At 54.0% G+C, this 13676-nt stretch carries 11 protein-coding genes; 2 read left to right on the forward strand and 9 right to left on the reverse strand.

Annotated features, from left to right (window positions below; translation table 11 throughout):
• Positions 1–117 precede the first annotated feature (117 nt).
• From asnS to ACNT1W_RS10815, 4 genes are all read right to left on the reverse strand, one after another.
• Positions 118–1518: an asparagine--tRNA ligase gene (asnS, locus tag ACNT1W_RS10800; protein WP_115182825.1), complete on the reverse strand. Its 1401-nt coding sequence runs from the start codon at positions 1516–1518 to the stop codon at positions 118–120.
• 225 nt (positions 1519–1743) lie between these two features.
• A complete protein-coding gene (gene pncB, locus ACNT1W_RS10805; RefSeq protein ID WP_012006159.1) occupies positions 1744–2949 on the reverse strand; it encodes a nicotinate phosphoribosyltransferase in 1206 nt (401 codons plus the stop codon).
• A gap of 254 nt (positions 2950–3203) precedes the next feature.
• The gene (locus tag ACNT1W_RS10810; RefSeq protein WP_261129803.1) at positions 3204–4910 is read right to left on the reverse strand and encodes a GGDEF domain-containing protein; all 1707 of its coding nucleotides are present in this window, start codon (positions 4908–4910) and stop codon (positions 3204–3206) included.
• Between the two features lie 38 nt (positions 4911–4948).
• The gene (locus ACNT1W_RS10815; protein ID WP_419246757.1) at positions 4949–5137 is read right to left on the reverse strand and encodes a hypothetical protein; all 189 of its coding nucleotides are present in this window, start codon (positions 5135–5137) and stop codon (positions 4949–4951) included.
• A 221-nt stretch (positions 5138–5358) separates the two neighbouring features.
• On the opposite strand from ACNT1W_RS10815, the gene pepN reads away from it, so the two are divergent.
• Positions 5359–7974, forward strand: coding sequence for an aminopeptidase N (gene pepN / locus ACNT1W_RS10820; RefSeq protein ID WP_419246758.1), 2616 nt, complete (start codon positions 5359–5361; stop codon positions 7972–7974).
• Positions 7975–8005: 31 nt separating this feature from the next.
• Here pepN and ssuB read toward each other — a convergent pair whose 3' ends face one another.
• Genes ssuB through ssuE form a run of 5 tightly spaced genes read right to left on the reverse strand, consistent with a single transcriptional unit; the run spans position 8006 to position 12316 of the window.
• Positions 8006–8779 carry an aliphatic sulfonates ABC transporter ATP-binding protein gene (gene ssuB / locus ACNT1W_RS10825; RefSeq protein ID WP_012006162.1) on the reverse strand — a complete coding sequence of 258 codons (774 nt, stop codon included), beginning with the start codon at positions 8777–8779 and terminating at the stop codon, positions 8006–8008.
• The gene (gene ssuC, locus ACNT1W_RS10830; RefSeq protein ID WP_012006163.1) at positions 8776–9570 is read right to left on the reverse strand and encodes an aliphatic sulfonate ABC transporter permease SsuC; all 795 of its coding nucleotides are present in this window, start codon (positions 9568–9570) and stop codon (positions 8776–8778) included. The genes ssuB and ssuC overlap by 4 nt, the downstream gene beginning before the upstream one ends.
• An 11-nt stretch (positions 9571–9581) precedes the next feature.
• Positions 9582–10730 carry an FMNH2-dependent alkanesulfonate monooxygenase gene (ssuD, locus tag ACNT1W_RS10835; RefSeq protein WP_017892296.1) on the reverse strand — a complete coding sequence of 383 codons (1149 nt, stop codon included), beginning with the start codon at positions 10728–10730 and terminating at the stop codon, positions 9582–9584.
• 16 nt (positions 10731–10746) lie between these two features.
• Complete coding sequence (locus tag ACNT1W_RS10840; protein ID WP_112364536.1) at positions 10747–11712, reverse strand: sulfonate ABC transporter substrate-binding protein; 966 nt, start codon at positions 11710–11712, stop codon at positions 10747–10749.
• Positions 11713–11737: 25 nt separating this feature from the next.
• A complete protein-coding gene (ssuE, locus tag ACNT1W_RS10845) occupies positions 11738–12316 on the reverse strand; it encodes an NADPH-dependent FMN reductase (RefSeq protein ID WP_115182819.1) in 579 nt (192 codons plus the stop codon).
• A 259-nt stretch (positions 12317–12575) separates the two neighbouring features.
• Between ssuE and pyrD the strand changes: the two genes are divergently transcribed.
• Positions 12576–13586 (forward strand): quinone-dependent dihydroorotate dehydrogenase, encoded by a 1011-nt coding sequence (gene pyrD, locus ACNT1W_RS10850; RefSeq protein WP_012006167.1) that lies wholly within the window; start codon positions 12576–12578, stop codon positions 13584–13586.
• Positions 13587–13676: the final 90 nt, after the last annotated feature.

The raw sequence follows: 13676 nt of genomic DNA on the forward strand, positions 1-13676 counted from the left end.
AAAAAGTAATATTCAGGGAACTTTGTGACGCGCGTCAATATTAAAAAATGCGAAAGGCCAGCAAAGCTGGCCTTGGTTTTGTAACTAAATTAATTAGAAAATGTATTATCTGATTAATTAAAAGGTTGCATTACGTGGAGTCCGCGGGAACGGAATGACATCACGCACGTTTTGCACGCCGGTGACATAGGCGATTAAACGCTCAAAGCCCAAACCGAAACCGGCATGAGGAACGGTGCCGTAACGACGAAGATCGCGATACCACCAGTAGTCTTCTTTATTCAGCCCCATGGCTTCCAGACGCTGATCCAGTACGTCCAGACGTTCTTCACGCTGAGCACCGCCGATGATTTCACCAATGCCCGGAGCCAGAACGTCCATTGCGGCAACGGTTTTACCGTCATCGTTCATACGCATATAGAAAGCTTTGATGTCTTTCGGGTAGTTTTTCACTACTACCGGCGCTTTGAAGTGTTTCTCGGCCAAATAACGCTCATGTTCGGAAGACAGGTCGATACCCCAGGAAACCGGGTTTTCGAAAGTCTGACCTGAGGCGATCAGGATTTCCACCGCTTCGGTGTAATCAACCTGAGCAAAGTCAGAAGTAACAAAACGCTGCAGGCGATCGATAGCATCTTTGTCTACGCGCTCGGCGAAGAACTGCATGTCATCCATACGCTCGTTCAATACGGCCTGGAATACATACTTCAGCATTTTTTCCGCCAACTCGGCGATGTCTTCGAGATCGGCAAACGCCACTTCCGGTTCGATCATCCAAAACTCCGCCAGGTGGCGGCTGGTGTTGGAGTTCTCGGCGCGGAAAGTGGGGCCGAAAGTGTAAATTTTCGACAGCGCGCAGGCATAGGTCTCGCCGTTCAACTGGCCGGAAACGGTCAGGAAGGCTTCTTTGCCGAAAAAGTCCTGGCTGAAATCGACCGCACCTTTATCGGTACGCGGCAGATTTTCCAGATCCAGAGTTGAAACGCGGAACATTTCACCGGCACCTTCGGTATCGGAGGCGGTGATCAGCGGGGTGGAAACCCAGAAGAAGCCGTTCTCGTGATAGAAACGGTGAATGGCCTGTGCCAGCGTATGACGTACGCGGGCAACGGCACCGATCAGATTGGTGCGTGGGCGCAGGTGAGCCACTTCGCGCAGGTATTCGATGCTGTGACGTTTGGCCGCCATCGGGTAGGTGTCCGGATCGTCAACCCAGCCAACCACTTTAATCGCGGTTGCCTGCAGTTCGAAACTCTGACCTTCGCCCGGAGATGCCACCACAATACCGGTGACTTCAATGGAACAGCCCGTGGTCAGATGCAGCACTTCATCCTGATAATTCGGCAGAGAATTATTAACGACGGCCTGTAACGGATCAAAGCAGGAACCGTCATAGACGGCCAGGAAGGAGATACCAGCTTTAGAATCTCTCCGGGTACGCACCCAACCGCGTACGGTGACTTCACTGTCAACCGCAGCACGGCCTTGCAGTACGTCGACTACAGGCACTACGCTCATAGATTTCTCTCTTTAATAATTTGGTTTAGAAATAGCTTATAACCCAAGAATATGGGGATGTTGCTATGTTACTTGCCGCGGTGCAGAGCACAAGTAGAAATCGCCGGATTGGTGCAACATTTCTTGGGGCTGGGCGAAAAGGGAACAACGGGAAGGACTATATAAAGAAGGAAAAGCCGGCGTGAGGTCTTCAGCCGGCTTTTTAACGTTCATTGGGCTGGGGGGCTAGCTCGCTTTTTTTACCAGCGGCAGATCGAAGGCTTTGCGTAACGCTTTTACAAAGGCCTGATCCTGACAGATGGTTTTACCCGGGCTGTCGGAGAGTTTAGCCACTGGTTTGCCTTTGCATTCGACCAATTTGATAACGATATTCAGCGGTTTAACCCCGGGAATATCGCAGGTCAGACGCGTACCTATACCGAACACCAGGTTGACGCGTTGGTAGAAGTGGCGGTAAAGCGCCAGTGCTTTGTCCAGATCCAGGTTATCGGAGAACACCAGAGTTTTGCTCATCGGATCAATCCCCAGCTTCTGGAAATGCGCGATGGCTTTTTCGCCCCATTCGAACGGATCGCCTGAGTCATGGCGCAGGCCCTGATAGCGTTGGGCAAACTGCGGGCCGAAATCACGCAGGAAGGCATCCATGGTGATGCAGTCGGTCAGTGCAATACCAAGCTGATCCGGGTATTCATCCAGCCAGGCCTGCAGTGCCGCCCGCTGGCTGTTGGCCAACACCGGGCTGATCTGCTGATGAGCCTGGAACCATTCATGGGCCTGGGTACCAACTGGTGCAAGATCAAGCTGGTGCGCCAGATCGTAGTTGCTGGTCCCCACCAGATACGGGAATTCGTTTTTCAGCGTGCCGACGATCGCCTGCTGCACAGCCTGTGAAAAACGGCGGCGGGTGCCGAAGTCCATCAGCTTGAAGCGAGAAATATCTACATCGCTACTCATGGCTTTAAACTGTGCGAGCTTGTTGCGCAAATGAGCTACCGCCATCTCTGGCGTGACATCCGGTGAGCGATGGCGATGTACCACTTCGCTGATTACCGCCAGCAGTGGGACTTCCCACATGATCACTTCGCGCCACGGGCCGGCAATGCGAATATGCAGTTTGCCCGCGTGGTTCTCGATCTGGACCTGTTGCGGATCGTAGCGGAAATCGCGCAGCCAGTTCAGGTAATCCTCACGGAAGAAGGGCAGCCCTGAGAGATAGTCGAACTCAGCGTCTGTCAGCGCCAACTGGCTCATCAGTGCGATTTGCGCACCAATTTCGTCGGCATATTCGCCAAGCAGCTCGTCACCACGGCAGCGGAATTCCGCCGCCACGCTGATAGCGGGATAGCGATGAAACACTGCTTGCTGCATATGAAGCTTGTAGGCATCAGTATCAAGCAGTGATGTCAAAATCGGGGAGGCGTATTGAGTCATAGCGCGTTACTGCATCCTCGTCAGGCGCGTGTCCAAATCCGGATAATCAAAAAAAGTGGGGGGAGTATACCCGGATTATCCTGTTATTGAAGCTGCATCACACCACAATTCATCGGAGCGGGTCGAGGATTAAACGTGCCTTTATGCTGGCTTGCCATCAGGATGGCGGCAGAAAAGCCAGATAAGCCTGTAAGGTGAATGACTTAGGCTAATTAGTCATAAAAATTATAATGTTAATTATTTTAAACAACAATTCAGATAAAACCGGTCGGGGTGTAAATGCCGATCCGGTCCTTACCGTTATTTTTACTGAAATAGAGCGCTTCATCCGCCTGTTTGATCGCCGTTGGCAACAGCCGGATGTCGCTCACCTGGGCAATGCCACAGCTGGTGGTGAAGCAAACCTTTTGCCCATCGGCTATTGTCAGGGTTAATTGGTGGGTTCGCTCGCGTAGCTTGGACATCACTTCGCGTGCATTCTCCAGCGTACAGTTCCCGAGGATCACGGCGAATTCCTCACCGCCATAGCGACAGAAAATATCACTGGAGCGGAAGGTGCTCTGCAGCAGTTTACCGAAGGCGACCAACACCAGATCGCCGACATGGTGGCCGTAGCTGTCATTGAGATTTTTGAAGTTATCAATATCAATCAGGCAGAAGGCCAGCGGGTAGCTGCTGGCGGCCAGCGATTCGCACTCGCGGAAAAATTTGCGCCGGTTATAGATGTTGGTCAAGGGGTCAAGGAATGAAGAGGCTTCCAGCTCTTTGATCAGCAGGTGTTTTTCGTTTTCCAGCGTGACCTTTTCCAACTGATACTGTTTGAGTTGTTTAATGGCATCGCTGATGGCCATTAACTCCTGGCCGTAAAACACCTCATTAGGCACTATGTTCATATTCCCGCGCGACAGCCGAAAAATATTATTATGCGTTTTCGTTAACCAGCGGCTGATATTTGAACAGTAAACCAGCGTTGGCAGAAAAATAAACAGGGCGATCAGGCCACCCAGGGAAATCATGCCGTAAATGGCTGTCTGGCTGTTATAGATCTTATGCTGAGAGGCGGCGATCTCCATTTCAAAACTACGCTGGAAAAGCCGTTGTGAAAGCTCTGTCAGGTTTTTAACGTACTGATAAATTGAACTGGTGGGATAGAGACTGTGAGTATCGACGGCAGTATAGAGTCCGTTGGTAATCTGGCCGATCTTTTTGGTCGATATTTGTTCAAGAATATCATTCACCAGGAACGTGGTTTGCACATCGTTATAGCTCAGCTTCATAAATATCAGCCGGGCGCTTAATGAACTTAATACCCCGGTGAGCTGAACGGCTTTCAAATAAGCGACTTTACGCTCCAACGGGTTGATATTGACATCGATAACCTGATCGATAAGTTCGGTGACGGACAGGTTCAGCCGGTTATTCAGCCGTACGGCTTCCAGAAACAGAAAGGAATCGGCATCGACCATGCGGTTGTCGTAGCTATAGCGGTAATAGCTTTTGCTGGCCTGAGAAATGTAGTAGGCGCTGTTGATATTAAACAGGTTGGCGTTGGCATTGGCATCGGTAACGAGCGAAAGCTGCAGATTGTCACTATTGAGCAATTGTTCCATCAGGTTGAGCATGGAGAGTGCAGCGATTTTTTGCCGAATGCCAAGCTGTTGCGAGATATCACTGTCAATATGGGGGCGAAAGCGGGCAATTTTCTCCCGAGCTATTCGATCCGCTTCCTGCCATTGCTGCGAAGTAATATGAGGATCGACCAGGCTCAGGCGTTTCAGACGGTGCGCCAATAAGGTGGCCTGAAAAGCCTCTGAAATCTGTTTGGCGCGGGTAATTTTGTACAGGTTAAGCTGGTTGTCGCGATAGCCGGTTTCGGCCTCGACCAACTCGTCGGAAATGAACAGGGCGAAAGAGGACATCAGGGCAAAGGTAAAAAAATAGATCAGATATTTTACTTTCATACGCACCGCGCGTCCTTGAGCCAGATTTGCTAATTATATCATTGAGTCTCCCAGGCTGTCTTAACTATACCCAGCGAGCGGCTGCGGGCAGAAAAGTGCTGCTGTGCCGCCGCTGTTTGCCCATGAGCGCTGAAAAAACCGTACTTTTCACCCGCTTTCTGAAGCTTGGGCAGGCGTGTAACCCGAAGGGAGTTTTTTAGCATTAAATGCTGATTTTTATGCTGCATCAGGTCAAGGCACCTGACTGGGTGGGCAATTCGTCGACAATATTAGGATCCACCTCCGATTTCTCCGCACTGGTGGCCCGGCATCTCTGGGTTTTTTTTGTAGCTGTGATACAGTTTATTTACAATCAGGCTCATCGAAATTTCTGCTCTTTCCCCACGGCGAAATAACCTCAAGATGAAAGCCTGGCACCTGTAACTCACTGAGACGTCAAAGGGTTTTTATGACACAACAGCCACAGGCGAAATATCGCCACGATTATCGTGCACCAGATTACACCATCACTGACATTGACCTGGATTTTGAGCTGGACTCAGAGACCACTCGCGTCACTGCCGTCAGCAAGATTAAACGCCAGGGCGCAGCCGACGCGGCACTGGTACTGAACGGTGAAGACCTTACGCTGGTGAGTATTGAGATCGACGGCCAGCCATGGACTGCCTATCAGTTGCAGGATAACAAGCTGGTTATCGAGAAATTGCCAGCACAATTTACCATGACCATCGTCAATGATATTCACCCGGCGAAAAACACCGCGCTGGAAGGGTTGTACCTGTCCGGTGAGGCGCTGTGTACTCAATGTGAGGCCGAAGGTTTCCGCCATATTACCTATTATCTGGATCGCCCGGACGTACTGGCCCGCTTTAGCACCCGCATTGTGGCTGACAAGGCTCGTTACCCGTTCCTGTTGTCAAACGGTAACCGCGTAGGCCAGGGAGAGCTGGAAGACGGACGTCACTGGGTGCAGTGGCAAGATCCGTTCCCAAAACCTTGTTACCTGTTTGCGCTGGTGGCCGGTGATTTTGACGTGCTGCGCGACAGTTTCACCACCCGCTCCGGGCGTGAAGTGGCGCTGGAGCTGTTCGTTGACCGTGGCAACCTGGATCGCGCCGATTGGGCGATGACCTCACTGAAGAACTCGATGAAATGGGACGAAACCCGTTTCGGACTTGAGTACGATCTCGACATTTATATGATCGTCGCGGTCGACTTCTTCAACATGGGGGCGATGGAGAATAAAGGGTTAAATATTTTTAACTCCAAATACGTGCTGGCAAAAGCCGAAACCGCCACCGACAAAGATTATCTGAATATTGAAGCGGTGATTGGCCACGAATACTTCCACAACTGGACCGGTAACCGCGTGACCTGCCGCGACTGGTTCCAGCTCAGCCTGAAAGAAGGGCTGACGGTGTTCCGCGATCAGGAGTTCAGTTCTGATCTGGGTTCACGTCCGGTTAACCGCATCGATAACGTGCGCGTGATGCGCGGTGCGCAGTTCGCCGAAGACGCCAGCCCGATGGCGCACGCCATTCGTCCGGACAAAGTGATCGAAATGAACAACTTCTACACCCTGACGGTGTATGAGAAAGGATCCGAAGTGATCCGCATGCTGCACACGCTGCTGGGTGAAGAGCAGTTCCAGAAAGGCATCCAGCTGTATTTCGAGCGTCATGACGGTAGCGCGGCCACCTGCGATGATTTCGTTCAGGCGATGGAGGATGCATCCAACGTTGATTTGTCGTTGTTCCGCCGCTGGTACAGCCAGTCCGGCACGCCATTGCTCACCGTGCGCGATGAATACGATGCCGAGCAGCAGCAGTATCGCCTGCACGTTAGCCAGAAGACCGAACCGACCGCCGATCAGCTGCAGAAATTGCCACTGCATATTCCGCTGGATATCGAACTGTACGACGCACAAGGCAATGTGATTGCTCTGCAGAAAGACGGCTCAGCGGTCAATAACGTCTTGAACGTTACCGAAGCGGAGCAGACTTTCGTGTTCGACGGCGTGGCGCACAAGCCGGTACCGTCCCTGCTGCGCGAATTCTCCGCGCCGGTGAAGCTGGATTATCCGTACAGCGATCAGCAATTGACCTTCCTGATGAAGCATGCGCGCAATGAATTTGCCCGCTGGGATGCGGCACAGAGCCTGCTGGCCACCTATATCAAACTGAACGTTGCCAAACATCAGCAGAAACAACCGTTGTCGCTGCCACTACACGTTGCTGATGCGTTCCGCGCCGTGCTGTTGGACGAAACGCTGGATCCGGCATTAGCCGCGCAAATCCTGACGTTGCCATCGGAAGGTGAAATTGCCGAACTGTTCGCGACCATCGATCCCGAAGCGATCGCTGCGGTGCACGAAGCGATCGTCCGTTGCCTGGCTAAGGAAATGGCCGACGAGTGGCTGGCGGTTTATAACGCCAATAAAACCGACGGTTACCGGGTGGAACACGCTGACATCGCCAAACGTTCGCTGCGCAATGTGTGCCTGGGCTATCTGGCCTTTGGTGACGTGGCCTTGGCCGACCGATTGGTGTCCGAGCAGTATCGCCAGGCAGACAATATGACCGACTCACTGGCGGCTCTGGCGGCGGCGGTAGCGGCACAGTTGCCTTGCCGCGATGCGCTGTTAACGGCATTCGATGAGCGCTGGCATCAGGATGGTTTGGTGATGGACAAGTGGTTCGTGTTGCAGGCGACCAGCCCGGCGGCGGACGTGTTGACCAAGGTGCGTAGCTTGCTGAAACACCGTTCATTCAGCCTGAGCAATCCCAACCGCACTCGTTCGTTGATCGGCGGTTTCGCTTCTGCCAACCCGGCGGCGTTCCACGCGGCGGACGGCAGTGGTTATCAGTTCCTGGCGGAGATCCTCAGCGATCTGAACCAGCGCAATCCGCAAATTGCCGCACGCCTGATTGAGCCGCTGATCCGTTTGAAACGCTATGATGCTTCACGTCAGGCGTTGATGCGCAAAGCACTTGAGCAGTTGAAGGGGCTGGAGAACCTGTCCGGCGACCTGTTCGAGAAGATCACCAAAGCGCTCGACGCGTAAACCGAACAAGGGACGGCATGCCGTCCCTTTTTTAATTCGCGACCCGGCGCGAAGTTTCAGCCAACGGCGGCGGTGACAGTACCCGGTCCAGCACTTCGGCTTCCAGCTCTGCCAGCCTGGCCGATCCCTTACGGCGTGGACGCGGCAGGTCAATGGTCAAATCCAACCCGATACGCCCTTCCTCAATCAAAATCACCCGATCCGCCAGCGCAATGGCTTCACTGACGTCGTGCGTCACCAGCAATACGGTAAAACCATGCTGTTGCCATAGCCCTTCGATAAGGCCCTGCATTTCAATCCGCGTTAACGCGTCCAGCGCGCCCAAGGGCTCATCCAGCAGCAACAGGCGTGGACGGTGGATCAGTGCGCGAGCCAGTGCTACCCGCTGCTTTTGCCCGCCGGACAAGGCTGCCGGCCACTCATTGGCGCGATCGGCCAACCCAACGGTTTCCAGCGCTTGCAATGCATCGGCTCGCCAATTACCCCGCAGGCCGAGGCCGACATTGTCGATCACCTTTTTCCACGGCAGCAGGCGGGCGTCCTGAAACATCAGGCGAGTCTCGTTCCTGGCATTGGCGAGTGGCGCATTGCCGCTTAATAACGCGCCGCTGCTGGCATTCTCCAGCCCGGCCATCAAACGCAGCAGCGTGCTTTTGCCGCAACCGCTGCGGCCAACCACGGCGACGAACTGGCCGGCGCTGATGCGTAACTGGATATTGTCGAGTACCCTGCGGTTACCGTATTGCTTGGCAATGGATTCCAGCGTGACTGGAGTCCCCTGGGGAATACGTGCGGGAGTTGTCATAGCGCTTCTCCTTGCTTGAGTTGATAGGCCGGATGCCAGCGCAGCCAGACGCGCTCCAGCAATTGGGCGCTGACGTCCGCCAGCTTGCCGAGCAGGGCGTACAACACAATGGCCACCACCACCACGTCGGTCTGCAGGAATTCACGGGCGTTCATCGCCAGGTAGCCAATCCCCGAATTGGCGGAAATGGTTTCGGCGACGATCAGTGTCAGCCACATAAAGCCCAATGCAAAACGCACGCCGACCATGATCGAGGGCAGGGCGCCCGGTAAAACCACCTGGGCGAATAACTGGAAACCGCTCAGGCCGTAGCTGCGTGCCATTTCAAGCAGGCCCCGATCGATATTCTTGATACCGTGATAGGTATTGAGATAGATAGGGAACAGGGTGCCCAATGCCACCAGAAAAATCTTGGCGGACTCATCGATACCAAACCACAGGATCACCAGCGGGATTAATGCCAGATGCGGTACGTTACGGATCATCTGTACGGAACTGTCCAGCAGGCGTTCGCCCCAGCGTGACAGGCCGGTGATAAAGCCCAGCGCCAGCCCGATGCTGCCGCCAATGCTAAAACCGATCAACGCGCGCCAACTGCTGATGGTCAGGTGTTGCCACAGCTCGCCGCTCTTGGTCAGGGTCCAGAAAGCGGTCACTACGGCGCTCGGTGCCGGCAGAATGCGGTTCGACAGCCAGCCCGCTTCCACGGATATTTGCCAGACTGCCACCAGCGCTACCGGCAATGCCCAGGGGGCCAACCGGTACAAGATTCGTTGTGTGCCGTTTGCCATAGTGCGGCTCCTCAGCTTTGCGATGCTTTTTGTGGAATATAAATATTGGCCACCACTTCGCCCTGTGCTTTGGTGGGTCGGCGTGGCGCGGGCGCTTGGTTTTCCACCAGATCAAGATGTGGGAACAGCAGCTCGCCAACGCGATAGGCTTCTTCCAGATGCGGGTAACCGGACAAAATAAAGGTGTCGATGCCCAGATCGGCGTATTCCTGCATACGCGCTGCCACCGTCGGGCCATCGCCCACCAGCGCGGTTCCGGCACCGCCACGCACCAAACCCACCCCGGCCCAAAGATTGGGGCTGATCTCCAGATTGTCTTTCTTGCCGCCGTGCAATGCCGCCATCCGTTGTTGCCCTACGGAGTCAAACCGGGCGAAGGCCTGCTGGGCATCGGCGATGGTCTTTTCATCCAGATTGGCAATCAACCGGTCGGCAGCTCGCCAGGCTTCCTCGGTGGTTTCGCGCACGATGACGTGCAGGCGGATACCGAAACGCACCTGGCGACCTTTGGCTGCGGCCTTGGCGCGTACCTCGGCAATTTTTTCTTTTACCTGCGCCGGCGGCTCGCCCCAGGTGAGGTACATTTCAACCTGATCGGCTGCCAGATCCTGCGCAGCGGCGGAGGATCCGCCAAAGTAGAGCGGTGGGCGCGGCTGTTGCACCGGTGGGTACAGCAGTTTTGCGCCCTTTACCTGAATATGTTTACCGTTAAAATCGACGGTTTCTCCTTCCAGCACCTTGCGCCAGATATGGGTGAACTCCGCCGAGGCCTCGTAGCGTTCTTCGTGATTCAGGTGCAGACCTTCCGCCGCCAATTCATCAGGATCGCCGCCGGTGACCAGATTAAACAGTGCCCGGCCATTGGAAAGACGATCCAGCGTCGCTGCCTGGCGTGCCGCCAGAGTGGGCGAAATAATGCCGGGGCGCAGGGCTACCAGGAATTTCAGTCGTTGGGTGACCGGGATCAGCGAAGCGGCCACCAGCCAGGAGTCTTCACATGAGCGGCCGGTAGGGATCAGCACGCCACCAAAACCCAATCGATCGGCAGCCTGGGCGATTTGCTGCAAATAACCGTAATCGACGCTGCGGGCACCTTCAGTACTGCCAAGATAGTGACCGTCACCGTGGGTGGGTAAAAACCAAAATACGTTCAGGCTCATCGTCAGTTCTCCTAAATTATTGTGCGCTTGGGTGCCAGATGCGTTGCGAAATATCGACTTTTACCGGCAGCAGGCGGTTGGCATAAAACAGATCGGCCGTTTGCTGCTGAGCGGCTATGGTGTGCGCATCCAGAGGTTTGATGGCGGTGGGCGGGCGGTGATCCAGATAGGTCGAAATCACTTTCTCCGGCAGGCCCATGGCATTGGCCAGCAGCGTGACGCTTTGCGCACGGTCGCTTAGGGTCAGTGCATCAGCCTGGGTCAGTGTATCGAGTACCTGTTGAATAAAGGGTCCATTGGCCTCGGTATAAGTTCGCACCGCCAGATAGAAGGAGCCGGTTTGATTCAAATCGGTACCGTCACCCAGTACCCGCACGCCGCCCTGCAACAAGGCCGCGGAATAGTAGGGATCCCAAATTGTCCAGGCATCGACATTGCCCTGCTGGAAGGCGGCGCGGGCATCGGCCGGGGTCAGATAGACGGGCTGAATATCGGTGAATTTCAGCCCGGCTTTTTGCAATGAGCGCAGCAGCAGATTGTGGGAGCTGGAGCCCTTCTGGAAGGCCACCTTGTGGCCCTTTAGCTCCGCGACGGTTTTGATCGGGCTGTTTTCTGGCACCAGGATCACTTCCGCCTTGGGTTTTGGTGGCTCTACGCCAACATACAGCAGGTCCGCTCCGGCAGCCTGGGCGAAGATCGGCGGAATATCGCCGGTACTGCCCAGATCGATACTGCCGACGTTCAGCGCTTCAAGCATTTGCGGGCCGGCGGGGAATTCGATCCAACTGATTTTGGTGTTGGGAAAACGCTGTTCCAACAGCCGATGGGTTTTTGCCAGTACCAGACTGACCGATCCCTTTTGGTAGCCAATGCGAAACTGCGCCGGATCCTGTGCGCTGGCGGCATTGGTCCAGGCCAATGAGAGGATGCCTGCCAATGCGCTGGTGCCCAGCCAACGGCCCAGTGAAGAAAGTCGTTTCATGTTTATTTCCTTATATGCTGTGCCGTCAGGCGGTTTGGCGGGCCAACAGGGAAGGGGAGAGCCTGGCTCTCGGCGGCTTGCGGCGGCCCAACGCCAGATAAAAGCTTTCCAGGGCTTCTTCCAGCCGGACAGCCAGATTTTCGGCCAGGGTGACCTCTTCCCCGTCCAGCACCACCTGACTGTCATCGGCAAATACCCCGTGCAGCACTTCCTGCGCTTTCAGCGCCGCCAGAACCGGCTTGAGGGCGTAGTCCACTGCCAACATATGGCCAATGGAGCCGCCGGTGGCCAGCGGCAATACCACCTTATGATCCAGCGCACGCTCTGGCAGCAGATCCAGCAGGGTCTTCAGCGCGCCGGAAAACGAAGCCTTATACACCGGTGTCGAGACCAGCAGGCCATCTGCCTGTGCCAGCTGCTCGGTAAAGGCTTTGATCGCCGGGCTGTTAAAATTGGCATACAGTAAATCTTCGGCATCAAAATCATGCAGGGTATAGGAGATCACCTCCACGCCTTGCTGCTGCAACCAGTTTTTACTCACAGAAAGCAGTGCCGCCGAGCGTGATGGGATGCGAGGGCTGCCGGCCAGTGATATAACGCGCATTACCACTCCTTATAACTAAAAGTTAGGTTTAATCATGAAATTGTCGAGAAGTGTTTTAAACCTATCAGTAATAAGGGGAGTTACTTAAATCTCATTTTTCGATTTTGTTATGCGCAAATGCGGATTGGCGGCGGTTTTGGCTCAGAAGGGGGAAAACGATTGCGTAAAAAACGTTTTTTTTGCTTTTAATCAATTCCAATTGGTCAGGGGATACCGGATAATACGCCCCCGGTTTGCAACCGGGAAATCAGGAGAGTACATGTACTACCCCCTCATCAGAAAAGCGTTGTTCCAGCTCGATCCCGAGCGTGCGCATGAATTGACTTTTCAACAGCTTCGCCGTGTCACCGGCACCCCGTTAGAATTCCTTATTCGTCAGTCTGTGCCGACCAAACCGGTAAGCTGCATGGGGCTCTCTTTTAAAAACCCATTGGGCTTGGCTGCCGGTCTGGATAAAGACGGCGAGTGTATCGATGCGTTTGGCGCTATGGGTTTTGGTTTTGTCGAAGTCGGCACCGTGACGCCGCGCCCGCAGTCGGGCAATGACAAACCGCGCCTGTTCCGTATTGTGGAAGCCGAAGGCCTGATCAACCGCATGGGTTTTAATAACCAGGGCGTTGATAATCTGGTTGAAAACGTTAAGAAATCCCATTTCGGCGGTATTCTGGGGATTAATATCGGCAAGAATAAAGACACCCCGGTTGAGCAAGGAAAAGACGATTATCTAATCTGCATGGATAAAGTTTATCCGTATGCCGGTTATATCGCGATTAACATTTCGTCACCTAATACCCCAGGATTACGATCCTTACAGTATGGCGAAGCGTTGGACGATCTGCTGGCCGCGATTAAAAATAAGCAGCAGGAATTACATGAGCGTCATCACAAATATGTACCGGTAGCAGTAAAGATCGCACCGGATCTTTCTGAAGAAGAATTGATCCAAATAGCCGACAGCCTGGTGCGTCATAATATAGATGGCGTGATCGCGACCAATACCACGCTGGATCGTAAATTGATCCAGGGGCTGAATTATTGTGAGCAAATGGGGGGCCTGAGTGGTCGTCCGCTGCAGGCGAGCAGCACCGAAGTGATCCGTCGTTTGTCACTTGAGCTGCAAGGGCGCTTGCCGATTATCGGCGTTGGCGGAATTGATTCCCTGATGGCGGCGCGGGAAAAAATGGCGGCAGGGGCTTCACTGGTGCAAATTTATTCCGGATTTATCTTCAAGGGTCCACGCCTGATTAAAGATATCGTTAACTACATCTAATATTTTTCCTTTCATTTTCCGCCGGGGGTTTATTTATTCCCCCGGCTCGTCTATATTTTGTCCACTAGCATAAATATCGTTCGCGGAATT

Origin of the sequence: Serratia sp. NFX21, assembly GCF_048517035.1 — a bacterium.
GTDB lineage: Bacteria > Pseudomonadota > Gammaproteobacteria > Enterobacterales > Enterobacteriaceae > Serratia > Serratia quinivorans.

What these genes read in the sequence shown, in the direction of transcription:
- asnS (WP_115182825.1), bottom strand. Translation starts at nt 1,518, where the DNA reads ATGAGCGTAGTGCCTGTAGTCGACGTACTGCAAGGCCGTGCTGCGGTT.
- pncB (WP_012006159.1), bottom strand. Translation starts at nt 2,949, where the DNA reads ATGACTCAATACGCCTCCCCGATTTTGACATCACTGCTTGATACTGAT.
- ACNT1W_RS10810 (WP_261129803.1), bottom strand. Translation starts at nt 4,910, where the DNA reads ATGAAAGTAAAATATCTGATCTATTTTTTTACCTTTGCCCTGATGTCC.
- ACNT1W_RS10815 (WP_419246757.1), bottom strand. Translation starts at nt 5,137, where the DNA reads ATGCAGCATAAAAATCAGCATTTAATGCTAAAAAACTCCCTTCGGGTT.
- pepN (WP_419246758.1), top strand. Translation starts at nt 5,359, where the DNA reads ATGACACAACAGCCACAGGCGAAATATCGCCACGATTATCGTGCACCA.
- ssuB (WP_012006162.1), bottom strand. Translation starts at nt 8,779, where the DNA reads ATGACAACTCCCGCACGTATTCCCCAGGGGACTCCAGTCACGCTGGAA.
- ssuC (WP_012006163.1), bottom strand. Translation starts at nt 9,570, where the DNA reads ATGGCAAACGGCACACAACGAATCTTGTACCGGTTGGCCCCCTGGGCA.
- ssuD (WP_017892296.1), bottom strand. Translation starts at nt 10,730, where the DNA reads ATGAGCCTGAACGTATTTTGGTTTTTACCCACCCACGGTGACGGTCAC.
- ACNT1W_RS10840 (WP_112364536.1), bottom strand. Translation starts at nt 11,712, where the DNA reads ATGAAACGACTTTCTTCACTGGGCCGTTGGCTGGGCACCAGCGCATTG.
- ssuE (WP_115182819.1), bottom strand. Translation starts at nt 12,316, where the DNA reads ATGCGCGTTATATCACTGGCCGGCAGCCCTCGCATCCCATCACGCTCG.
- pyrD (WP_012006167.1), top strand. Translation starts at nt 12,576, where the DNA reads ATGTACTACCCCCTCATCAGAAAAGCGTTGTTCCAGCTCGATCCCGAG.